13 protein-coding genes are annotated in these 23,089 nt (G+C 45.9%); 6 read left to right on the plus strand and 7 right to left on the minus strand.

The features are described 5' to 3' along the window. A partial coding sequence (locus QUA42_RS18420; RefSeq protein ID WP_333138924.1) for a two-partner secretion domain-containing protein occupies nucleotides 1–7,943 on the minus strand: 7,943 nt, incomplete at its 3' end. Nucleotides 7,944–8,851: 908 nt separating this feature from the next. On the opposite strand from QUA42_RS18420, the gene QUA42_RS18425 reads away from it, so the two are divergent. The 3 genes from QUA42_RS18425 (at nucleotide 8,852) to atpC (ending at nucleotide 11,882) form a co-directional block, all read left to right on the plus strand. Next, entirely contained in the window at nucleotides 8,852–9,694 is an 843-nt protein-coding gene (locus tag QUA42_RS18425) for a PEP-CTERM sorting domain-containing protein (protein ID WP_333138926.1), read from the plus strand. Between the two features lie 132 nt (nucleotides 9,695–9,826). After that, nucleotides 9,827–11,284, plus strand: coding sequence for a F0F1 ATP synthase subunit beta (gene atpD, locus QUA42_RS18430; RefSeq protein WP_006635884.1), 1,458 nt, complete (start codon nucleotides 9,827–9,829; stop codon nucleotides 11,282–11,284). A 190-nt stretch (nucleotides 11,285–11,474) separates the two neighbouring features. Further along, nucleotides 11,475–11,882: an ATP synthase F1 subunit epsilon gene (atpC, locus tag QUA42_RS18435; RefSeq protein WP_006635885.1), complete on the plus strand. Its 408-nt coding sequence runs from the start codon at nucleotides 11,475–11,477 to the stop codon at nucleotides 11,880–11,882. Between the two features lie 91 nt (nucleotides 11,883–11,973). On the opposite strand, the gene QUA42_RS18440 is transcribed toward atpC, so the two are convergent. After that, nucleotides 11,974–12,273, minus strand: a complete 300-nt coding sequence (locus QUA42_RS18440) for a DUF7734 family protein (protein ID WP_333138928.1) — start codon at nucleotides 12,271–12,273, stop codon at nucleotides 11,974–11,976. A 970-nt stretch (nucleotides 12,274–13,243) separates the two neighbouring features. Between QUA42_RS18440 and QUA42_RS18445 the strand changes: the two genes are divergently transcribed. Beyond that, nucleotides 13,244–16,639: an ATP-binding protein gene (locus tag QUA42_RS18445; protein WP_333138930.1), complete on the plus strand. Its 3,396-nt coding sequence runs from the start codon at nucleotides 13,244–13,246 to the stop codon at nucleotides 16,637–16,639. Between the two features lie 48 nt (nucleotides 16,640–16,687). On the opposite strand, the gene QUA42_RS18450 is transcribed toward QUA42_RS18445, so the two are convergent. From QUA42_RS18450 to QUA42_RS18470, 5 genes are all read right to left on the minus strand, one after another. Further along, complete coding sequence (locus tag QUA42_RS18450) at nucleotides 16,688–16,960, minus strand: peptidoglycan-binding domain-containing protein (RefSeq protein WP_333138932.1); 273 nt, start codon at nucleotides 16,958–16,960, stop codon at nucleotides 16,688–16,690. Between the two features lie 221 nt (nucleotides 16,961–17,181). Further along, on the minus strand, nucleotides 17,182–17,463 hold the full coding sequence (locus QUA42_RS18455; RefSeq protein WP_333138933.1) for a peptidoglycan-binding domain-containing protein: 282 nt from the start codon (nucleotides 17,461–17,463) through the stop codon (nucleotides 17,182–17,184). A gap of 515 nt (nucleotides 17,464–17,978) precedes the next feature. Next, on the minus strand, nucleotides 17,979–19,433 hold the full coding sequence (locus tag QUA42_RS18460) for a hypothetical protein (protein WP_333138935.1): 1,455 nt from the start codon (nucleotides 19,431–19,433) through the stop codon (nucleotides 17,979–17,981). Nucleotides 19,434–19,701: 268 nt separating this feature from the next. Beyond that, nucleotides 19,702–20,322 (minus strand): DUF3177 family protein, encoded by a 621-nt coding sequence (locus QUA42_RS18465; protein ID WP_333138937.1) that lies wholly within the window; start codon nucleotides 20,320–20,322, stop codon nucleotides 19,702–19,704. A gap of 400 nt (nucleotides 20,323–20,722) precedes the next feature. Next, nucleotides 20,723–20,959, minus strand: coding sequence for a Calvin cycle protein CP12 (locus QUA42_RS18470; protein WP_190662788.1), 237 nt, complete (start codon nucleotides 20,957–20,959; stop codon nucleotides 20,723–20,725). 304 nt (nucleotides 20,960–21,263) lie between these two features. Here QUA42_RS18470 and QUA42_RS18475 point away from each other — a divergent pair, with 304 nt between their 5' ends. Both QUA42_RS18475 and QUA42_RS18480 read left to right on the plus strand, forming a co-directional pair. Further along, nucleotides 21,264–21,512: a hypothetical protein gene (locus QUA42_RS18475; protein WP_333138939.1), complete on the plus strand. Its 249-nt coding sequence runs from the start codon at nucleotides 21,264–21,266 to the stop codon at nucleotides 21,510–21,512. A gap of 190 nt (nucleotides 21,513–21,702) precedes the next feature. After that, nucleotides 21,703–22,956 carry an FIST N-terminal domain-containing protein gene (locus tag QUA42_RS18480; protein ID WP_333138941.1) on the plus strand — a complete coding sequence of 418 codons (1,254 nt, stop codon included), beginning with the start codon at nucleotides 21,703–21,705 and terminating at the stop codon, nucleotides 22,954–22,956. Nucleotides 22,957–23,089: the final 133 nt, after the last annotated feature.

A 23,089-nucleotide genomic window follows, 5' to 3' on the forward strand; every position in this document is an offset into this window, starting at 1 on the left:
GTTTCCGTTACTTGCTGATTTTCCTGCTGAATTGTTTCCGTTACTTGCTGATTTTCCTGCTGAATTGTTTCCGTTACTTGCTGATTTTCCTGCTGAATTGTTTCCGTTACCTGCTGATTTGTTTCCGTTGTCAGCGGCATTGTTGGCGGAACGGTTCCCGTTGTTTGCGGAAGTATTGGGGGAACGGTTCCCATTGTTTCCGTTATTGGGGGAACGGTTCCCGTTATTTGCGAAACGGTTTCCGTTATTGGGGGGATTGTTGGCGGAATTGTTGCCAGAACGGTTCGCGTTATTGGGGGAATTGTTGGCGCAATTATTGGCGCAATTGTTTCCGTTGTTGGCGGAGTTGCTAGCGGGACTGTGGTCGGGATTATTGGGGGAATTGTTTCCGTTATGGGTGGAAGTGTTGGGGGAATTGTTTCCGTTATGGTCGGGATTATTGGGGGAATTGTTTCCGTTATGGGCGGAATTGTTGGGGGAATGGGTTCGGTTATGGGTAGAAGTGTTGGGGGAATTGTTTCCGTTATGGTCGGGATTATTGGGGGAATTGTTTCCGTTGTGGGCGGAATTGTTGGGGGAATTGTTTCCGTTATGGTCGGGATTATTGGGGGAATTGTTTCCGTTATGGTCGGGATTATTGGGGGAATTGTTTCCGTTGTGGGCGGAACGGTTGGGGGAATTGTTTCCGTTGTGGGCGGAACGGTTGGCGTCGGGTCGATCGCGTCATCAGTCAAAAACGCAATATTACCAACACTACTAGAACGCGGAAACGACTGCGATGTAATGGTAGATTGTCCCGTTGTAATTGCACCCGCCGTACCGTTGCTAGCAGCATCCCCCACCACAAACGGTTGAATCGGCGTCCCTCCATCTCCCCCAGCGTGCACAATTGTAAATTTGCCACCACCAGCCCCGCCAGCAGTAGAAATGCTAGCAAATCCCGTCGGCGACAGTGGGGTGGAAAAAGTACCCGTAGCGCGGAAAAAATTGCCTGTGATTGCTGTCACCTCGCCACCGGTGCCGCCTGTACCGCCTTGGGCATTGATCCACTCTACTTGAATATCGCCGATCGGATCTAAGAACACATTGCCGGCATTTCCGACTATAGCGCTAGAGTTAATTTGTCCGGTGGTAATTGAAGTTATCGCCTTAACCGTTATGTTGCCGCCACTGTTTGCCGATGTATTCAAATTGCCTGCGGTGAAATTGTTACCGCTTGTAAAGAGAATTTCTCCGCCATTAGTAGTAATATTTTTAACACTTATATCGCCCTTGGCAGTAATATCGACTTTGCCGGCGGTGACATCTCCCGATAAATTGACTTTTTCCGTATTTAGTGCTGTCAATTGTTGCGCGTTAATTGTCGAGTTTCCTGTCACATTGCCAGCATTTTCGATCGCAAGATTTCCTAACTTGGTGGTGGCCCCCACCGAACCGTTGAAAGTGATGCTGCCGCTACCGGAGGCTAGAGTTAAGTTGCGGGCCGCATCAATACTGTCGATCGCACCTCCAAAGGCAATATCCCCCCCGGCTGTACTCAATCTCGCATCTTTCGTCAACCCGAGAACACCGTTAATATTGATCTTGCCCTGATTAGTAGTAACATTGCCACCCAACTTAGTGATCGCCGCACCAATATTAAAACCAGAATTGCTCGCAATATTACCTGTGAATTCCGCCTGTGTTGCGGTAACATTCAAAGCAGAAACTGGTGCTGGTTCTCCGATACTTCCTTGCACCAGCACATTGCCTGTACCTGCATCTAAGTTCAACAAATGATTGCCGTCTATCGCACCAGTTATCTTAATATCTCCGCCGCCGGTACTGAGATTAATATCGTTGCCGAGTTTGACTGTGCCGTTGAGAGCGATCGGATTTTTATTGGTATTGATGCCAGAATTCAAATTAATTGTGGCAGCATTGAGAGTAATGCTGCTGTTGTCATTTCCGGTAATAGTTCCATCAATTGCGAGCGCACCAGTTCCCGTTTGAATATTTACTGGATCTAAAAATGTAAGATTAGAGGGAATACTAACATTTGCACTGCTATCCGATCGCCCGAGATCGATCGAGCTAAATCCATTTTGAATCAAATTAAGTTCCGATGCCGTCAAATCTAAAGCGCTAGTATTGTTATCAGTTCCGCCAACAGCAATATTTTGTCCGGCTGTGGCGGGTTGCAGCGTTAACGCGCCCGTACCCGAAACATTCCCAGAAAAATCAATTTCACCTGCCGTTAAAGTCAGCGGGTTACTACCTGCAGATAAACTCGAACCGAAAGCAATAGTTGCATCTCCTAGTGTAAAATTTACAGGAGCTTTTAATGTCACCGGATCGCTAAAACTAATGTTATCATTAGTGGTGGCGATATTTCCGTTGAGCGCAACATTGCCGCCGCCATTTTGAATAAATTCACCGTCTAAATTCAGGTTATTCTCAATATTGAGATTTACCTTATTGATGATTGTGAGCGTGCCGTCATTGGTGGTTGTTACAGTTCCTTTGAGATTGACATTATCAGCCGCAATATCCAGATTGCCAGCTACGTCAACTGTCTTGGTGAAAGTAACCCCGCTGCCTGAAATAATCGAGTTTTTGGCAATTGTGACAGCATCTGCATAAGTTTGACTGGCAGTTGTAGTGACATTGCCCCCTAAAGATATCTTGCTGTTGGCAGTTAAATTAGTGAGAGGAGTTGTTTCGCCGATCGCACTTTTGAAGGTAAGATTACCGCTAGCCGCCTTCACCGTCAAATCGCTGGTACCATCACTGGTACCATCAACAGTATTATTGAAAGTAATGCTGTCGCCTGAAAGAATCGGATTATTGGCAATTGTAACTGCATCTGCATAAGTTTGAGGGCCAGTTGTAGTGACATTTCCCTGGACTTGAGTGGTGCCGTCAGCATCTGTAGTCAAACTAGCGGCATTGACTGTTTGATTAAATGCAGTTGTTCGTTTAGAATTAGCTGTTAAATTGCCGATCGCACTTGCAGCACCAACTGCACCATTAAATGTCACATTACCGCTAACCGCCTTCACAGTCAAATCGCTGGTACCGTCTACAGTATTACTGAAAGTAATGTCGCTGCCTGTGAGAATGGGATTGTTGGCAATTGTGACAGCATCTCCATAAGTTTGACTGCCAGTTGTAGTGACATTTCCCTTGACTTGAGTTGTGCCGCCAACATCTATTGTAGTCAAACTCGCGGCATTGACTGTTTGATTAAATGCAGTTGTCCCTTTAGAATTAGCTGTTAAATTGCCAAGAGCATTTGTGGGATTCCCAACTGCACCATTGAATGTAACATTACCGGTAACTGCATTCGCCGTTAAATCGCTGCTGCCGTTAACAGTATCGTTGAAAGTAATTTCGCTGCCTGCGAGAATCGGATTATTGGCAATTGTAACTGCATCTCCATAAGTTTGAGCGTCGGTTGTAGTGACATCGCCCTTAAGTTCGGTTGTACCACCAGCATTGGTGGTGAAACTGCTAGCCTTGACAGCATTAAAGGTAGTTGTACCAGCACTTTTGACAGTGAGATTTCCTAATAATGTCGCGTCGCCGATCAAACCTTTAACCTCAATGTTTCCAGTACCTGTTTCTAAGGTAAGATTGCCGCTGCCATCAATGTTATTGTTAAACAGAATATTGCCACCTGCTGAATTGCCATTGCTGACTAAGACGCTATCTCCAACTAAGGTATTGCCGTTAATTGTGATATCTTGAGATTGGGTGGTAATATTGCCATTCAGGTTATTAGTTGTAGCATTCAGAGTAATTGAAGCATTATTAGTTCCCGAAATCGATTGATTGGGATTTACAGAAATAGTGCCTTGAGTATTGAAAGTCACAGGATCTGCAAAAGATACCGGCAAATTCTCTACCGTGATATTGCCTGTAGTAGTCTTCCCTCCGAAAACAATGGCACTAAAGCCATCACGCAATGAGGATAAAAACGGTGCTCCTATATCGATCGCCTGTGGATCGTCACCAAGTTCTGTTTGGAAGCGGATTCCTACATTCGGCGAAAAGGGCTGAATTGACAAAGTGCCTTTACTCTGCACGGAACCTGGGCCTCCCGAAAAGCCCATTTCATTGCTGCTAATGGTAATATTTCCAGTATCGGGCAATCCATTAGCATCAATGCCATTTATCCTAACTTGATTGGGAGTGGCGAGCGCGATATCTCCGGCGGCACCGGAACTAGAACTAGAGTTAAGATTGCCAGCGTTAATCGTATTGTTAGCACTGAGTGTAATCGGGCCACCATTTTCGGTACTGGATGTGGTATCAATTGCCCCTGCACTCGTATCAATATTGCCATTAGTGCTGGTAAGGGCGATCGCCCGTCCGGGATTCGTAATATTGCCTGTAGTAATATCGCCTGTAGTTGTAATGTTGATAGCGCCAGTGCTCGTAATATTGGCAGCTTGATTTACTCCAAGTGCAGCCAAGGGAGGATCACCACCGACAGGCCCGCTTAACTTGATAGTAGCAGTGCCAGCATTAATGTTTAATTTTTGGTTGCCGTCAACTTTGCCACCAAAGGTAATATCCCCACCGCTGCTGACGTTGGGAGTTTTTTGAGTGTTGAGAGTAACATCATTACCGAGCAAAACATTGCCGAGAAACGAGATACTCCCGTCAGCAGTAGTAATGTTGTTATTCAGTTGTGTTGCTCCCTTCAGCGTCACTGTAGCGGGTTGTGTAGCGCTGCCTGTAGCGGTAATTGGCCCGTTGACGGCGATCGCGCCACCGCTATTTGGAGATTGAATTGTGACGGGGAAATTAAAAGTAACACCAGCGGGGTCAATTGCGATCTTCCCCGTCCCATCCGTGCGCCCGATAATCATTTGGGAAAACCCATTCAATAATACGGGAGGTTCGAGTTCCGCTGCACTGAGATTCAAACGAGCGTCCGTAGTATCGCCGCCCACAGTAATATCTAAAGTGGGAGTAAGCGGCTGCAACTGGATAATCCCAATACCATTAACTTGACTTCTTTGTGACAGTTGAATTTCATCACCAGTCAAAGTGACATTGCCGCCCAAAGCCGCATCAATTACACCCTCGATGATGTTAATTGGAATGGAATTGTTGTTAGCCTTTCCCGTGAGGTTAATATTACCTGTTCCCGTAGATTGCACCGTATTAGTAAGACTCTCGTAGCCCTGGCCTAAGTTAATCCCATAGCTGCTAGATTCAGTCCCTACACCGGTACCGGTTAAAGCAATATCTCCATCCTGCGATCCTATCGTGCCTATGTCGAGCCTGATCCCAGAATTACTGCCCGTCCCTCCACTGCCCGTGCCCGTCAACGTCACCTTTCCCAGACCTGCGCTGTTGACTCTAGACTCGCCTAGAAATATACCGTCGTTGAAAGTCCCCGTCCCACCACCTGTACCAGTCAGAGTGACATTTCCAGAGAGCGCTTTTACTGTGCCGCCACTAAATGATATCCCTAATGATATCCCTTTATTGCCATCAGTCCCATTGCCGCCAACACCGGTTAGAGTCAGATTCCCGGTGCCTGTGGACTCCACAACCCCTCTTTGCAGCGAAAGGCCCCTGTTGTTTTCCGCGCTCCCCTGGCCTGTTCCAGTCAGGGTGATATCTCCATTCTGCGATTTTACTGTGCTGCCAAAACCAATAATAGTTATCCCTTCATTGCCACTCGTCCCATTTCCCCCTGTCCCGGTAATGGTGACAGTCCCATTCCCGGGCGTTGACTCGACTGTAGAGTTGTTGATTCTAACGCCGATGTTGTTGGTTAAAGTCCCAGCACCGTTACCAGTCAGGCTGACATTTCCCCCAGCCCGTACTGTACTGCTGTCAATAGATATCCCTCGATTGTCATCAGTCCCATTGCCGCCAACACCGCTCAGAGTCACATTCCCGCCTGCCGATTGCACTGTGCTGCTGCTAATAGATATCCCTTGATTACCATCTGTCCCGTTCCCGCCAGTACCGTTGAGAGTAATACTCCCTGTCCCGATCGATTCCACTGTGCTGCCAATAATGTTAATCCCCTTGTTGTCGCTTCCAGTTCCATTACCGCCAATACCATTGAGAGTAATACTTCCAGTCTCAGCCGTCGTGATTCCGCTGGTAGAAACAGAAATGCCGTGATTGAAACTGTCTCCAGCGAGTCCTTGACCTCTAATAGAAATATTTCCAGTGCCGGCATTGAGGGTGGAACCGGTGAGAGAAACTCCGATGGGATTTGCCACTGTCCCTACTGCTGGGGAATTTGACGGGTTGGTGCCGCCTCCTAAAATGATGTTGCCGCCGTTCGAGTTGATGGTAGCATTGGTAATGGCTATCGCCCCTGCACCACTGCCATCTACATCTGCATTCAGGGTGATACTGCCGCCGTTAGCCGTGATATTCTTGTTAACAAGTATGCTGTTATTAGCATTCAGAGTTAGGGAATTACTATTCGTCCAAGAAACCGGTGCGTTGACTGTAATATCACCTTGGTTCGGAGAAGCCGACGCAGTAGAAATAGTCACATTTCCCAAACCTAGCTGTGTTTCCAGCGTCCCATTATTAATCGTAGAAGTAGCACCCGATGGCGTAAATTCTCCCGGTGGTAAAAACTCGCCGCCTGCATCCGCACCTGTGCTAATAGTAATATCAGTAGGATCTAACAATAAGGTACCAGCAATCCCAAAGGTCGATCGCAAATCAACTAATCCTTGAAAATCCAGCGATTGCTTTCCCGACACTTCCACAAAGCCGCCATTCCCAGAAAATAAGCCGCCTCTGGCCGTAATATTGCCATTAAAGCGAGTAGTCTCATCAGCCCAAACTATAACTCGCCCGCCATTCCCATTACTAATAGCATCAGCATTAATTGTCGAATCGCTGCTGACAAAAGTCCGCGAAGCATTGGGCATAGTCCCCAAACCCTGATAACCTCCACCAATCAGTACATTACCGCCGCCGTTAATCCCAGAAGCATCGATATTGCCCGCAATAACTCCTACTTTGTCGCCTAAAATATTTACAGTGCCGCCAGTGTTGCCAGAGACATTGAGAGTGCCGGATGCGATCGCAGTTCCCGCAGTTACAGGCACCGCAGCATTCCCTGTCAACACAACTTCGCCATTGGGATTTACCGTCAAACCCGTCGCCTGTGCCACACCTTGTCCAGTCAGCAACTCCGGCAAAGATAAGACTGGCTGCGTCCAATTGTTTGGCAGCGAACCTTGATTGGCTGTCGGCTGAATATCCAAACTCAATAAATTTCCAGCTTGACTAATTCGCACCAAATTGTTACCCGGTACGGCGCTGATGAGAATATTGCCGCTAGGCGCAGTTAGCTGACCATTATTGACCACCGTACCGCCGATCAAACTTAAACTTTGACCCGGTGTCACCGTCAGATTGCCTGTATTAACAATGCTTCCCCCTGGCAAATTTGTAAACGCAAAACTATTCGGTGTCCCGATTAATGTTGCCCAATTGTTATTGCCGATCGCACTAAACCACTGATTGTTCCCAAAACCAATCCCTGTCGCCGTAGTAGCATTAAAAGATCCAGGCACGTTGAGACTGGCATTCTGCCCGAAAATCATGCCGGCAGGATTCATCAAAAATAAATTAGAATTGCCACCCGTAACTTGAATTAAGCCATTTATTAAAGAAGGATTACCTCCAGTAATCCTTCCCAAAATATTTTGAATATTGGGATTAGTCAGAAAGTTAGCCGTTTGACCTTCGCTGAGGCCGAACTGAGTAAAACTGTGAAAAAGGTTAGCCTTATCACCACCCAACGACCCCCCGGAAATGTCGTAGCGGCTGCCGTTGGGAGTAACAACTGTGTTAGTGCCGTCTGGTGCCGGGGTAATGGGTTGCGCGTTTGCCGAACCCGCTGCTGCACTCACCCAGGCAACCATGAATAACCATCCGAGCAAATGTAGTCTGTTGGGTGTCATTGTGTTTAAAAATTGTGCTTAAAGTGCGATCGTATTTATTTTTACTATTTTTACTCATAAAAATTTCTCATGTCAATAGGAGCCGCCTATTCTTGGTGACCGAATAATTAGGACTGAAAAAGGAAATGTATATTTTTAATTACTATGATTTACTTAAAAACAGTTTTTTTACTAGAAGTCAGGCGCGGGAAATGAAACTTGGTTTATTGTTTCGACTTTCACTGCTTCCCTGACCCAATTACCTTAAAAAACCGGGTTAATGCGTCCGGAACTGTGGGGGAAAATATGGCACCGAACGGGAGGGTTAGGGGTTTAAAAAACTCGGAATATTAGTCAAAATTACGTAAGTACCGCTCGCCTATTATACAGCTTGCTTAGAGTGGCAAAAAACTCGCTCAAATCCCTACTTGCGGTCGCCGCCGCTTCTTTCTGCATCCGGCGAGCATATTGGAGCGCGCTTTGAGGAGCAACTAACCGAACAGCCGACTTTCTATCAAAAACTTTATATTTTATGGATGAACTTTACCAAAACTTTATAAAGCTCGATTAAAATTTTTATGTATTTTTGATGAAAGCCAATATTGGCAAGTCTTGCACTCAACTTTAGACTGTTACCGAAACGAAGTAAATGTAGTAGGTTGGAAGTCTAGGCAGGATGAAAATCTTGCTCTGACAGATTAAACTATGCGAGTCTGGTGTCAGTGAAAACTCTTAGAAGAAGCACTCATTTACTCCAAAACACCCTTAAGTGAGATCTGTATGTAGATTCACTGGTGTGGAGCCTCTTCTTTAGGTTTGACGATCGCCCTAAATATCGCAGGCTCGCGATCGTCTATTGGCGTCACGGCAACATGGCATTTAAGGCATTTTCCGCCTTACTACCTAACAATACTGGAGGAATCAGGGTTATGACTACCTTAACGCTAGTCAAAAAAACATCTTTTACAGTCGTCAGCTTGGCAACCACAATGTTGCTCAGCATCTGCACGCCCGTCCGAGCTTTCATGTTTGGCACTGGCGGCATCCAGTTCGATAAAGATACAAAGATCAACTTTAGATTTAACAACTCTCGCAGCCCTTACCAGTCAAGCTTGTGGGTGGCCCAAGCTGAGTCAGCAAACAATGGCTACACCAACATCGCCAGACTGTTTTACGAGACTCAACCCTCAGATAACGGCTCTGCCAACAACTGGGAAGCAACCTTCGGCAACGCAGTCACTTCGGAAAACGGCTCCATCACCCAAACCTTCACATTTTTGCAGGATCAAATTTATGCCCTGCTGCTGTGGAGCGACACGGGTACCGGCAGCCCTTTGCAGGAATACGTCTCGTCGAGTACCTTCATGAACAGCTCCCAATGGTGGACCCCCGGCACCCAGTTCAGAAGAGAGGAATGTCGGGTGGCGGGATGTCAGCTTGCTGTGTTTGGTGACTTTATGCTCGACTACAACTCCAGCGACTCATTTGCAAACGTCAACGGCGGTAAAGGCCCAGAGCAATTTTCATCCCTTACAATGGCCGAACTGGCTAACGGCACAAAAATCTCCTTCGACGATGCCAACCCAGGAAGCGAGCTTGACTTCGAAGACTTCACCGTGTCGGCTCAGTTAGTCCCCGAACCAGTCCCCGAACCAGTCCCCGAACCAGTCCCCGAACCAGTCCCCGAACCAGTCACAGTGTTCGGGACTATGCTGGGGCTCGGGGCTTTGGCTGCGGCTCGCAGGAAAAAAAAGCGAGGGCAGCAACCATAAAAATGACTATTAACCAGCCCCATACAAATCTAAATAGTGCGTCTGTTCAGTGGTACTCTGAGAAATAGCATTTCTAAATGTTAAGACTTTTTCCATAACGGGAAAAATAGCATCCTAACAAAGGCACTATTCATGGTATCCACCGCAGAAAAAACGAACGTAGGCTACATCACCCAAATCATCGGGCCAGTTGTAGACGTAAAATTCCCAGGCGGCAAACTGCCCCAAATCTATAACGCTCTCACAATTTCCGGCAAAAACGAAGCAGGTCAAGACGTTGCCGTTACCTGCGAAGTTCAACAACTGCTCGGAGACAGCCAAGTGCGCGCCGTTTCCATGAGTACCACCGACGGCTTGGTGCGTGGCATGGAAGTAGTAGATACCGGGGAAGCGATCCAAGTTCCCGTCGGAATCCCAACTCTCGGGCGGATTTTTAACGTCATCGGTCAACCCGTAGACAACCTCGGCCCGGTCAATACTTCCGAAAGTATGCCCATCCACCGCAACCCGCCGGCTTTCACCGAACTGGAAACCAAGCCTTCGGTGTTTGAAACCGGGATCAAGGTGATTGACCTGCTCGCGCCCTACCGTCGCGGTGGCAAAATCGGTTTGTTCGGCGGCGCAGGCGTCGGCAAAACCGTGATTATGATGGAACTCGTGAACAACATCGCCAAGGCTCACGGTGGCGTGTCCGTGTTCGGTGGTGTGGGCGAGCGCACCCGCGAAGGTAATGACCTCTACAAAGAAATGATCGAGTCGGGGGTTATTGACGAAGAAGACCGCAGCAAGTCAAAAATTGCTCTGGTTTACGGTCAAATGAACGAGCCGCCTGGTGCTCGGATGCGCGTGGGCCTGTCGGCTCTGGCGATGGCCGAATACTTCCGTGATGTCAGCAAGCAAGACGTGCTGCTGTTCATTGACAATATCTTCCGGTTTGTGCAAGCGGGTTCTGAGGTATCGGCTCTGTTGGGTCGGATGCCTTCGGCTGTGGGATATCAGCCGACTCTCGGTACAGACATGGGCGACTTGCAAGAACGGATTACTTCGACTACCGAAGGTTCGATTACTTCGGTTCAAGCTGTGTACGTACCTGCGGATGACTTAACTGACCCCGCACCGGCTACGACTTTTGCTCACTTGGACGCTACAACTGTGTTGTCTCGCGGTTTGGCTGCGAAGGGGATTTATCCGGCTGTTGACCCGCTGGATTCTACGTCTACGATGTTGCAAGTTAGCGTTGTCGGTGAAGAGCACTATGGCGTTGCTCGCCAAGTGCAGTCAACTCTGCAACGCTATAAGGAATTGCAAGACATTATTGCAATTTTGGGCTTGGATGAGCTGTCAGAAGATGACCGCTTGACCGTTTCTCGCGCTCGCAAAATTGAACGGTTCTTGTCTCAACCGTTCTTTGTGGCTGAAGTGTTCACCGGTTCCCCTGGCAAGTACGTCAAGCTGGCAGACACCATTAAGGGCTTCCAGATGATTTTGGCTGGCGAACTGGACGAATTACCTGAACAAGCTTTCTATTTGGTGGGCGATATCAACGAGGCGATCGCCAAAGCTGAAAAAATGAAAGCTGACGCCAAGTAATTTTAGTCATGAGTCAGTAGTCAGTAGTCATGAGTCATGAGTCAGTAGTTATTAGTTATTTGTTATTAGTTATTGGTTATTGGTAACAACTGACAACTGACAACTGACAACTGACAACTGATAACTGACAACTGACAACTGACAACTGACAACTGACAACTGACAACTGACAACCGACAACTGACAATTTATGACATTAACTGTGCGCGTAGTGGCCCCAGACAAAACTGTTTGGGATTCTAATGCTGAAGAAGTAATTCTGCCGAGCACCACAGGCCAACTGGGTATCTTGAGCGGTCACGCTCCAATGTTGACAGCTTTGGATACCGGAGTGATGCGCGTCCGTCCCGGCAAGGAATGGGTGTCTATTGCTCTGATGGGCGGCTTTGCAGAAATCCAAGAAAACAAAGTTACTATTCTTGTCAACGGCGCTGAAAAAGGCGAAACCATTGATAAAGAAGCTGCTCGTACTGCTTACACCGAAGCAGAAGCTCGTTTGGAAAAGGCTACTAGCGGGACTTTGCAAGAGCAAATTCAAGCTAAGCAAGCAATCAAACGCGCAAGAGCTCGTTTCCAAGCTGCCGGCGGCACGCTTTAACTCTAAGGGTAAGGACATAGTGCTTTTGTAGTAGGGATACAACAATGTTGTGTCCCTGCTGTTTTTCTCACGTTGTGTCCCTAATGTTTTGCTAAACTCCCGCTTCGGACAATAGAGACTGCATTGTTTCCCAAGATAACCCCTGCTGAAGATAGCGGGGGTTATTTGGATTGTAGGGGCTCTCCACGCGATCGACACTGACAATTTTTGCTTCTTCGGGCAAAACAGGAATCTCGGGATCGAAAGCGGTCGATCGCGTCAGGGAGCTAGAAAAGCCTTTAAAAATAGCAATTTCATCGAATTCGCCGTCAATTTCGGCCTTGACGATTAAAACTTCGTGCGATCGTTTTACCGTGTATTGTTCCAAACGGCGAGCAATAGAGTCAGCCATAGCAAATCTCTCTTTCCTGAAATCTGCTACAATATAGCTTAATTTGGCGGCTAATTTCAGCGACAGATAGCTAATTTTTTATTTTTAATTCGACTTTTTTTAACAGCAGGAAGTAAGCGGACATAATATAAATCCTGTAAAAAACATCTGCAATGTTTTCATCCGGCAAAACATACTTGTCGGATATTCTATGAGCCACAGAAAGATGGGGTTTCAATTATCGTTGTCCCGTTCAATTTTTATTAAACAGCGTTTGGTTTGGGATATACGCTGCTATTTATGCTAGTTTTTTGCTTGAGATCATCTCTGGTAAGTGGCAACTCAAAGCTAATAAATAACTGTTTACGAGGCGGTAATTCTAGTTAGTCGCTCAATTTTAGAGCGTTTGGGAGAGCAAGAAAAATATATGTGCCGATTTGTCGTTCGAGTCACATAAAAAGGCAAAAAATATGCCGTGTGGATGTTTGAAATTTATGATACAGAAACAGAACAAAGCATTGAACTAAAATAGGAAACTGCTGCTGAATTTCAAAAAGGTATGGAGCTTTATTTCGAGCATAATTTTACTGAAGCGCAAAAATTATTCAGTAAGATTTGCGAAAGAAATCCTCAAGATAGGTTAGCAGCAATTTACTGCCAGCGCTCTCTAAAGAATGGAATGTATTGAGTGCCTGAAGGATGGTCGGGGATAGAAGCTTTGGATGAAAAGTAGTGATACAGATATATTGTATGTGAACATCGGTAGGGATAGGGCAATGCCTTGTCCGGCGCGGAGATTAGGACACGGAAATGCCGTGTCCGTATGGTTCGCTTTGACTTTTAATAATTTGGTATAAGATTAAGGATTCTAGAAACTAGATCGGGTCTTCCTTGGGTAAGTTGTGTTTAAGTACAAAATGGTTTATAATTATTACCACTGCTCAGCCTTCGCTCCAAGTATTAACTGGGTTTTTCAACCTAAAGTAATGTTATGTCCACTCTTTCTCTCAAGCACTTAGTGGCAAAACTTTCAAGAAAAGCAACGCTGCAAACCGTACTCATAGTTCCGTTTGTCTTGCAAGTATTTGCAGCGGTGGGTATTGTGGGGTATTTATCATTTAGGAACTCTCAAAGAGCAGTAAATGACCTTGCAGATCAGTTGATGGGGGAGGTTAGCAATCGCATCGAGCAAAATTTGAGAACTTATCTGCAAACTCCGCACCAAATCAATCAAAGCAAGCTGGATGCAGTGAAACTGGGTTTTGTCAACATGAAAGACTTGTCAGCTTGGGAAAAGTATCTGTGGCGGCAAGTGCAATTATATCCCTATATCAATTTTACGTCGATCGCTAATCAAGATGGAGAATATCGCACCGGCGAAAAGATGTCGAACGGCACTTTATTGATTAACGCATCGGGCCCTTCTACAAATTTTGATTTTTATTCTTACAATACTAATGATATGGGCGATCGCACCACAGTAGCAGCCTCTGTCAAAAACTTCGACATCCGACAGCACCCTTCCTACGCCTATGCGGCTCTAACAGCCAAACCAACTTGGAGTTCAGTTTATATATCCTTACTAGAACCTACATTGATCATCAGCGCCCTGCAACCAGTTTACAACAGCCAGAAACAGCTAGAAGGAGTATTAATTTCTGCGTTGCGTCTCGACAGTATCGGTCAATTTTTAAACAGCCTCAAAATAGGCAAATCTGGTCAAACTTTTATTATCGAAAGAAACGGCACGCTACTGGCAACTTCCACACCAGAAAAACCTTTCCGCACCCAAAACGGTAAAAAAGAACTATTTAAAGTTACAGAAAGCAGCGACCCAGTAACGCAAACTACAGCTAAATATTTAGAAAATCACTTTCACAACTTGCATCAAATTACCAAATCGCAGCAACTCAATTTTGAGCTCAACGGGCAGCAGCAATTTTTAAAAGTCCTGCCCTTCCAAGACGGCAAAAGTTTAGATTGGCTGATAGTCGTTGTCGTTCCCGAAGCCGACTTTATGCAACAAATCCATGCCGGCAACCGAACTACAGTGTTGCTATGTTTTGCAGCTTTGGGCATGGCAACTGTGTTAGGAATTATCACTTCTCGCTGGATTATCCAACCTCTTATAAAATTAAAAAATGCAGCAATAGCTTTGTCTGAAGGACAATTTGACCAAACTGTAAAGCTCGATCGTTCTGACGAGTTGGGCGTACTTGCCGCTGCTTTTAACAGTATGGCAGCACAATTGCAAGCATCATTTACTGCCTTAGAAACTAAAAATACCGAATTGCAGCGACTCGACAAACTGAAAGACGAATTCTTAGCCAATACTTCCCACGAACTCCGCACTCCCCTCAACGGCATTATTGGGATTGCAGAATCTTTAATAGACGGTGCTACCGGACAACTGCCAGAATCCACACATTTTAACTTAGCTTTGATTACATCATCGGGAAAAAGATTATCTTCTTTAATTAACGATCTTTTAGATTTTTCTCAGCTCAAACACAAAACTATAGAACTGCAAATTAAGTCCGTCGGTCTTCGAGAAATAGTCTCTGTAATTGTCACTTTGTCTCAACCATTAGTAGGGAAAAAAAACTTGCAATTGATTAACTCAGTTGCTCCTGAATTGCCGCCAATAGCAGCGGACGAGAATCGCTTGCAGCAAATACTTTACAACTTAATCGGGAATGCGATTAAGTTTACCGAAAGTGGCCGAGTAGAAATTTCCGCAGAATTGGTAACTGGCAACGCACAATCACCATCTAATTCCCAATTAGCCATTACTGTATCTGATACTGGCATTGGCATCCCCGAAGATAAATTAGACAGAATTTTTGAATCCTTTGAACAAGCTGACGGTTCTACTGCTAGAGAATATGGCGGCACTGGTTTAGGGTTAACGGTTGCCAAGCAATTAGTTGAATTGCACGGAGGGAAAATAGGGGTATCTTCAACTGTAGGCGTCGGTTCCCAATTCATCTTTACTTTGCCAGTATCTGAGAGTCAGCCAGATTTTAGTAGCATACAGCCCCGTTTAACCGAGGGTTCTCCCATTTTAATCACTCCTGAATTCGCGGGCCAATCCTCTATAATAAATTCTCAGCTATCAGACAATAGCGACTTGCTAGAAAGTGAAAAACTCAAAGTTTTGGTAGTCGATGATGAACCCATTAATATTCAGGTCATTATCAACAGTCTTTCTCTAGCAAACTATGAGATAACTCAAGCGAGCAACGGCTTAGAAGCTTTAAATATAATAGAATCAGGATTTAAGCCAGACTTAATTTTACTCGACGTAATGATGCCGCAGATGACGGGCTATGAAGTGTGTCGAGAAGTTCGCAAAAAATACTCGCCTTTAGAAATGCCGATTCTGATGTTGACGGCGAAAAATCAAACTACTGACTTGGTAGAAGCTTTTAACTTAGAAGCCAATGATTATGTAACTAAACCTTTTATAAAAAAGGAATTATTGGCTAGAATTAACACGCAAATTCGCCTAGCAAAACTGAATGCAGCCTACGGCAGGTTTGTACCGCACGATTTTCTAAACTTGCTGGAAAAGCCGAGTATTATTGAAGTGAAACTAGGCGAAAATCAGGAAAGAGATATGACAGTGCTGTTTGCTGATATTCGCTCGTTTACGGCGCTTTCAGAACAGATGACACCACCTGAAAATTTTGCATTTATTAATACTTACTTAGGCAGAGTTAGCCCGGCTATCAGGAAAAATAATGGTTTTATTGACAAATACATCGGGGATGCAGTCATGGCACTGTTTCCTACATCTCCTGATGATGGTGTACGAGCAGCAATTGATATGCAAAAAGAAGTGAATATCTACAACCAGCAGCGAGAAAAAAATGGCTTGTTTCCGATCGCGATCGGCGTCGGTTTACACGCAGGCAATTTGATGTTGGGTACAATTGGCGAGCGAGAACGGATGGAAAGTACGGTGATTGCTGATGCGGTGAATCTCGCATCTCGTTTGGAAGGATTGACTAAGGTTTACGGTGCGGGCATTCTAGTTAGCGGTGCAATTATCGATCGCCTAGACGATCCAGAAAAATATAAGTACAGATTTGTCGATCGAGTAATGGTGAAAGGAAAGACAAATGCTGTGTCTGTTTTTGAAATTTACGAGACAGAAACAGAGGAAAGCATTGTACTTAAGCAGCAAACTGCGGAGATTTTTCAAGAAGCTCTCAATTTTTACTACGAGCAAAAATTTGTTGCCGCCCAAAAAGTATTTCAAAACATTTTACAAATCAATCCGGACGATCGGGTAGCAATGCTGTATTTCAAACGAGCTCGCAAGTATCGAATGTACGGAGCCCCGGAGGGGTGGTGCGGGGTGGAAACTTCGACGGAGAAATAGGGCGCGCACTGCCCGCCCTAATCTGTTTAAAAGATGCTTGCACCAACTTTAAAATATAGTTGTACAAACTCCTAATTTATTCCAAGTTTTGGAGCCGACAATGCCATCCGCAACAATTTTTTGTTGCTTTTGAAAATTGATGACTGCTTGTTCGGTTTTGGGGCCGAATCCTCCATCAGTATTTACAGAAAATCCGCTGGCGTGCAAGAGCCGCTGGAGGTAGCGAACATCCTCATTTTGGGTGACGCCATCGTTGCGTTTGAGTAGGGGAAAATAACGGCAGGGAGGTAATTCCATGTGAATTGCGTTTGTGGTTTGCATAGTTTGAGTCTCCATTGGTTGTTTGCAAGTTGTTTAAAAGCAGGGCAGCGGGGAAAAGATGTTAATTAATAGTCCTGAAGGCACTTTTGACGGGCATAAACGAGGTTTCGGCTTCGCTCAATCACCAGATTTTTTAGCGTTTCTGGCGGTGTAAAGGAAGTATTGCTGTGAAAAAACCTAGTTTCTTGCTACCCGTGCGCCTAGGATTAGTTAACTTGGATTTAACATCCGGGTTCACCTGTATAACAAGCGCCTAATAGACTCCAAGTTTGAGGGCCGACAATGCCATCAACAGCAATCTTATTTTCATTTTGAAATTTGATGACTGCTTGTTCGGTTTTTGGGCCGAAGAATCCATCAGTTGCGACGGGATATCCGTTTTTAACTAAGGATTGTTGGAGGTAGCGCACGTTTTGATTGGCAGTTGTGCTATTATTTCGTTTCAGTGTGGGCAGTGAAGAGCAAAGAGGCAATTGAGCGTAAATTGAATTTGTGGTTTGCATGGTTTGATTGGGGATTAGTGGTTTGCAAGCCGTTTGAACTTGCTATTCCCCAGTTGTAGCTGTGGGGGGAAGTGCTTTAACAGTCGCTTTTTATAGTGACGCTTATCTGGGGTAGCTCAGATGAGTGACAGCCCGCTATCAAATCCGTCTTGTACAAAGTAATTGTCAAAGGCAAACAGCAGCAAATTTCCATTTTTTATCAACTTTTAGCATCTTTGCCACCAGCCCCACACCATAAGTAAGTCGCCGCCAAAAAACGCCTCTATGTAAACGAGGGCAAAGTCTCCAAAGGCTCTCTACTGGCTGACTTAAACCTGTTTACATAGTGTTACATTATGCGCTTTAATCCCGTATACCTACTTACCTGTACGGCTGTTGGTGTCGGGATGGATAGGCAGATTGACGTAGAGCAAGCGAGGCAATCAAGCGTGTCGCGGTGTAATCTTTCTACTCTTATATAAGCTGAGTAATAGTTTTTTCTATAGAGGAGGCAAAAATACTGTATTTAAAGCTAGTTAACCATGTGAACGAAAAGGGCGATCGGGAAAATTTCTCTGGGGTTGCGACTTTAACTGAGAAGTGATATCATAGTATCGGTAAATAGTAGATTTCCGGCTGTCAAACAACTTGAGAATTGAATCAATGACAATTTCTGTAACTATAGGGTTAAAGTCGGAAATAAAGTCGTCGGCGTTTAGATTTTCTCTAAAAAATTCCTTAGCTCGATCGCACTGATAGCACATTTCGTCAAAGCCAACCATTTTTACCACAAACGTTGTCAGGGGCGAACTCTCCAAATCGGTATTAGAAGTGCTTTTAGCCCGCCCATTTTCTAATAAATTTAATACTTCCGCTTCTAAACCAATTTTAGGTTGGTAAGGTTTCTCTATTTCTGGAAAAAAGCTTTCCAGGCGCACGCAGTTAGGATCTTGCTCGGGAATTCCTCCCATCATCATCGCCAGAGAAACCTCAATCCCCAAATCCGAAGAAAGAGCTTCTAGTAGGGCTAGGGCAGACAGTTTGCACCCCAAATAAAGCTTCGCAATTTCGAGATTGTACTTAGCGGTAGTTTCCCACCGCTGATAGGTGCGATCGTCTGGATATCCCTCAAACTGTCGGAAAATTATTTCTGGCTTGAGATAATTCAGAAAACCTTCCATCTTGAGCAAAGCAACTCGGTAGTCGCGAACCGTGTAAAAACCGCAGCAGATGAGATTGTGATTGGTTTCCGGCAGTAAATTCCAAGTATTTGCCAAAAAATGGGCTGAACTATGGTGAGCAAAACTCATCACATCCCGGTTAGAGATTCGCACAGCTTTTTTGACCGTTTCCCGCATTGCCTCATCAGTCAAACTGAGGTTAAATCGGCTATTTATTGCTTGCAAGCGGTTATAAAGGTGCTCGCTTACCGTTACTCCCGACTCGGCAGCGCGAAACGGAATTGTTGCTTCAATGCAGCCTGCAATCTGAAGCAATTGCTCGCGTTTGAGAAATGGTTCTAGAGCTTTTGCTGCTACGACAGCGCTGAGAAATTCGTTTTGTCCCGCGAAAGGATGGAGGACTTCGCCCGGTACAAAATTGAATACCAGCATTACCATCTCGAAGATAGCATCCGCTGGCAGTTCAGATTGATCTCGAATTTGTAGCTGTTTGTTAACCTCTTTTGCAACAGGAGTGATGTAGTAGCTGACGTTAAAGTTAATGCTGCGATCGACTTGCACGTAGACGGTATCGTGAAATAAAGCTGCCAAAACCTCGATCGCATCTTCCTTTCCCCCCACATCAAAAATATGTTCGGGAGTGTGAAAAAACCGCCAGGGCCCCATCATCGGCTGAACAATCAGTTCGGCAATCCGAGCGAGTTCACTTGGTTCGACTTTTGCTTCCAGGCGATCGAGCGCCCAAATCAGCCTTTCTAAGCACTGTAAGTAGGCTTGTTTGCTATCCATCACAGTCTTTCCCAATAACATTGCTGTCAGTCGATTTTAGATTTTAGATTTTAGATTTTAGATTTACTCCACAGATCAATCTGGAAGCTTGAACCTTAGTCTAAAATTTTTATATCTCCACGACAGGAGTCGGCGGCTTGTATCCGTTTTTGGGCGGCGTCACGTCAGCTACTCTGCTGTTAGTTCGATTCTTTCGTATATGCGCCCGTTTTTTTTACTTGGAATTTTCGAGTGTTTTGTTGAAGACTTTAGGTGCAATTGAGGAGGGAAATACTAACTTAAACTAAACTTAATTTCCGGTAGCTGACCTCCCCTGTTTTCCTAGTCTAATAAGCACAAAGTATGACAAGTAAATTACATAGATAACTAAACCTATCAGACCCAACAATCCCAAAAATTGAGGAGTTGCCGTAGGGTGAAACATTTGTTTATAGAGCCAAGGTGGGTCTAACCAAATGCGGCAAAAAGGTTCGTCAATTACCTCAATTTGCGATTTAAAAGCACAGCTTAGGAAGGGAAGTTGAGCTAGAGCGCCCAAACCGCTGTAAACAGTAATCGCCCACCGCCAAGCTGTAAAAGCCAGTTTCAGGGGCGACTGCGGTCGATCGGCAATTTCTTCGTTTAAATCCTCCCAAAACCACAAACTAGCAGGAATTAAGGCCCTCCCAATCACCGAGGATACAAAGCTCACAGGCAGGGCAGCCATCATCAGGTAAAGTGTAATTGCCAGCAAACTCGCCACCCGCCAATAAATAATCAACAAACGGACGATCGCCTCAGCTTTTGCCACAACCGCCCAAATCAGCACTACCAGCGGGATCGAAATTGTTAATAACACAGACAACCGGTAATCCATCCAGACTAGCGGTTGAAACCAAGGCCCGGTGGCTGCCAATAAAAGACTCAACATCTTTGGGAAAATATACTCACTTATTTGTCACAAATTTTACTACAAAAATGCTAAAAAATCAGCAATCAGAACACGGTCTTAATGTTTTAGTTACTGCTACCTTTTCTAAGGTACTTGGCGCCCTTTGAAGGGTACTTGAGACACGATAGACGGCAATACGCTTGAGTTAAAACTGTTTATTCCTGAGATATCTCCTTCCCATCCTCGCCCCCGAAGGGGGACGCAACAGCAAATTCTTGTCCCCCTTCGGGGGCGAGGGGGAAGCTGGCGGATTTGAACCGTATTGGGATAGAGGGCAAATCTCACCATTATTTCAAGGCTCAACCCCTCAAATAAAATTCTCCCGCGCCAAAAGTTAGATTTCGGCGCGGGAGGCAAGGCTTAGAGCTAAATGGCTCGTTTATTCCTCGTAGATGCGGCACTCAGCAGCGTCAGGATTGTCGTCGCAAAATTTTTCAAAAGAATTCTTAGGTTTGACTTGCTTTTGGTGGGAAGCTTCTGCTTGCAGTTCTTCAACTGCGTCCCACGCCGCCGCGCATTCCCCGGAAGTCGCGCCCTTGAGGTCACAGACGGTACGAGCGCTTTCTAGTTCTTCTTCAATTTTTTCTTGGATGTTGCCTGCGGGTGTTGTTGTCATAAAACTTGTTGGTAGGAAAGTGTAGGAGAATATGGTTGTCCCCGACCTATTTCTAGGTAATGTTAGCACGCGCCTTTGTTTAGTGAGCTTGTTCGGCTAACGGCACGTCCTTAACCCAAATAAAGATGTTTAACCGTTAACGACAGAGCAAGGGACTAGCTAAGCAGCCACTTGGTGTCATAACTCAAAAAACCTAGACTTCTAAAGTCTGAGGCGGGTCAACTGTGGTTTAAGTCTTAGGCTCGAAGCGAGCGTGTCTTTAGACCTGGGTCGTTGACCTTATTAAGTAAGAAAGGTTTTCTTTTTGGATGTTAGTTTGGGTTGGATTTGCTGTTTCGGTCTGGCGACCCCAGCTAATAATAGCTTGAGATGCGCTGCTGTTGCAGCAGCCGAGAGACAAACCATCCATAACTGCGATCGCAGCAGCCGTCTCTACTTCCTGCTTTACTCTACCCCGTCGGCGGGGGAAGAGTCCACAGGCATCAATGTAGGTCGAGCTGACCTTACTTTTGATGAAAACATTACACGAGGTTGGTGTGTCAAACTGTATTGAGCTTTATCTTTTAAGATTTAGCTGAATACGGCATTTAACACTAAACAGATTAATGGGACACTCATGTTAACTTATGTTAACACAAGAACGGCAATCGATGGGGAATCGATCGCCCAAGAATAGCGTCCCCCCAGTGGCCAGTTCCAGTTAGCCTAATGTATAGAGATAGTTTTATAGAGAAGTTTGCCTTATGTACACCCAAAACCAAATGCAATGGGTCAGCGCTTTATCAACCCGTCCCTCTTTGGAATCCGCCCTCAAAGAAGTTATAGAACAAGCCGATCGCGACCTAGAAGGCCCGGCTGATTTAGCGCTGATATTTATCTCGTCTGCCTTTGCCAGCGAGTATTCTCGGCTGATGCCTTTACTCCGAGAACTGCTGCCAGTACCCGCGATCCTGGGCTGCGGCGGGGGAGGAGTCATCGGCACGAACCGGGGCGGCCTCACCGAAGAAGTCGAGGGATCTCCGGCAGTCAGCCTCAGTCTGGCCCGTTTGCCGGGAGTGAATGTCAGAACTTTTCACGTCGGTGCAGAAGAACTGCCCGACTTAGACAGTCCCCCGGATACTTGGGTGGATCTCTTGGGCGTGCCGGCTCAGGAAGAACCGCAGTTCATCATCTTGGCCGACCCCTTTTCCGCAAAAATTAACGATTTGCTGCAAGGGCTAGATTATGCCTATCCAGGTGCGGCGAAGGTAGGGGGGCTCGCCGGCGGGGACGGTGCGGGCAGGGGCCCGGCGCTGTTTTGCGACTATCAGCTTTACCGAGAAGGGACGGTTGGGGTAGCTTTGAGCGGCAATATAGTTTTGGAAACGATCGTCGCTCAAGGCTGCAGGCCGATCGGGCATCCTTATCGGGTGACGGAAGGAGATCGCAATATTTTGCTGAAACTCGAAGAACAAACCGACGATACCGGCAGCGCGGGCATCGAGCGATCGCCCTTAGAGGCTTTGCGAGAGTTAGTTCAAACTTTGAGCGAAGAAGACCGAGAATTAGCCCAGCACTCGTTATTTGTAGGCTTAGTTAGCGATGAATTCAAGCTGACATTAGAGCCGGGAGATTTTTTAATCCGCAATCTGTTGGGAGTAGATCCGAAAGTGGGAGCAATTGCGATCGGCGATCGAGTCCGTCCCGGACAGCGCATCCAATTTCATCTGCGGGACGCGCGCACCTCCGCAGAAGACCTAGAAATGCTGCTCGATCGCTATCAGCGGGCCGCCGAGTACAGTGGTACATCCAGCGCCGGCGCCTTGATGTTCTCTTGTTTGGGGCGCGGTGAAGGGCTTTACGGCGAATCGAACTTTGACTCCCGACTGTTCGGCCGATACCTCAAAAACATTCCCTTGAGCGGCTTTTTCTGCAACGGCGAAATCGGCCCCGTCGGCGGTAGCACCTTTCTGCACGGCTACACCTCCGTATTCGGGATTTGTCGCCAAAATTCATAATTTGTGAACTGTTGACTGTTGACTGATGACTGATGAAGGTTAACTGTTGACTAAAATCTAAAATCTAAAATCTAAAATCTAAAACCTAAAATCGCTCGACTGATGACCAATAACTAAAAGCGGCAGTCGCCTG

Source organism: Microcoleus sp. Pol11C2 (assembly GCF_036701505.1).
In the GTDB taxonomy this organism is placed as follows: Bacteria; Cyanobacteriota; Cyanobacteriia; order Cyanobacteriales; family Microcoleaceae; genus Microcoleus.

Coding starts and splice junctions, on each gene's coding strand:
- QUA42_RS18425 (WP_333138926.1), top strand. CDS start 8,852: ATGACTACCTTAACGCTAGTCAAAAAAACATCTTTTACAGTCGTCAGC.
- atpD (WP_006635884.1), top strand. CDS start 9,827: ATGGTATCCACCGCAGAAAAAACGAACGTAGGCTACATCACCCAAATC.
- atpC (WP_006635885.1), top strand. CDS start 11,475: ATGACATTAACTGTGCGCGTAGTGGCCCCAGACAAAACTGTTTGGGAT.
- QUA42_RS18440 (WP_333138928.1), bottom strand. CDS start 12,273: ATGGCTGACTCTATTGCTCGCCGTTTGGAACAATACACGGTAAAACGA.
- QUA42_RS18445 (WP_333138930.1), top strand. CDS start 13,244: ATGTCCACTCTTTCTCTCAAGCACTTAGTGGCAAAACTTTCAAGAAAA.
- QUA42_RS18450 (WP_333138932.1), bottom strand. CDS start 16,960: ATGCAAACCACAAACGCAATTCACATGGAATTACCTCCCTGCCGTTAT.
- QUA42_RS18455 (WP_333138933.1), bottom strand. CDS start 17,463: ATGCAAACCACAAATTCAATTTACGCTCAATTGCCTCTTTGCTCTTCA.
- QUA42_RS18460 (WP_333138935.1), bottom strand. CDS start 19,433: ATGTTATTGGGAAAGACTGTGATGGATAGCAAACAAGCCTACTTACAG.
- QUA42_RS18465 (WP_333138937.1), bottom strand. CDS start 20,322: ATGTTGAGTCTTTTATTGGCAGCCACCGGGCCTTGGTTTCAACCGCTA.
- QUA42_RS18470 (WP_190662788.1), bottom strand. CDS start 20,959: ATGACAACAACACCCGCAGGCAACATCCAAGAAAAAATTGAAGAAGAA.
- QUA42_RS18480 (WP_333138941.1), top strand. CDS start 21,703: ATGTACACCCAAAACCAAATGCAATGGGTCAGCGCTTTATCAACCCGT.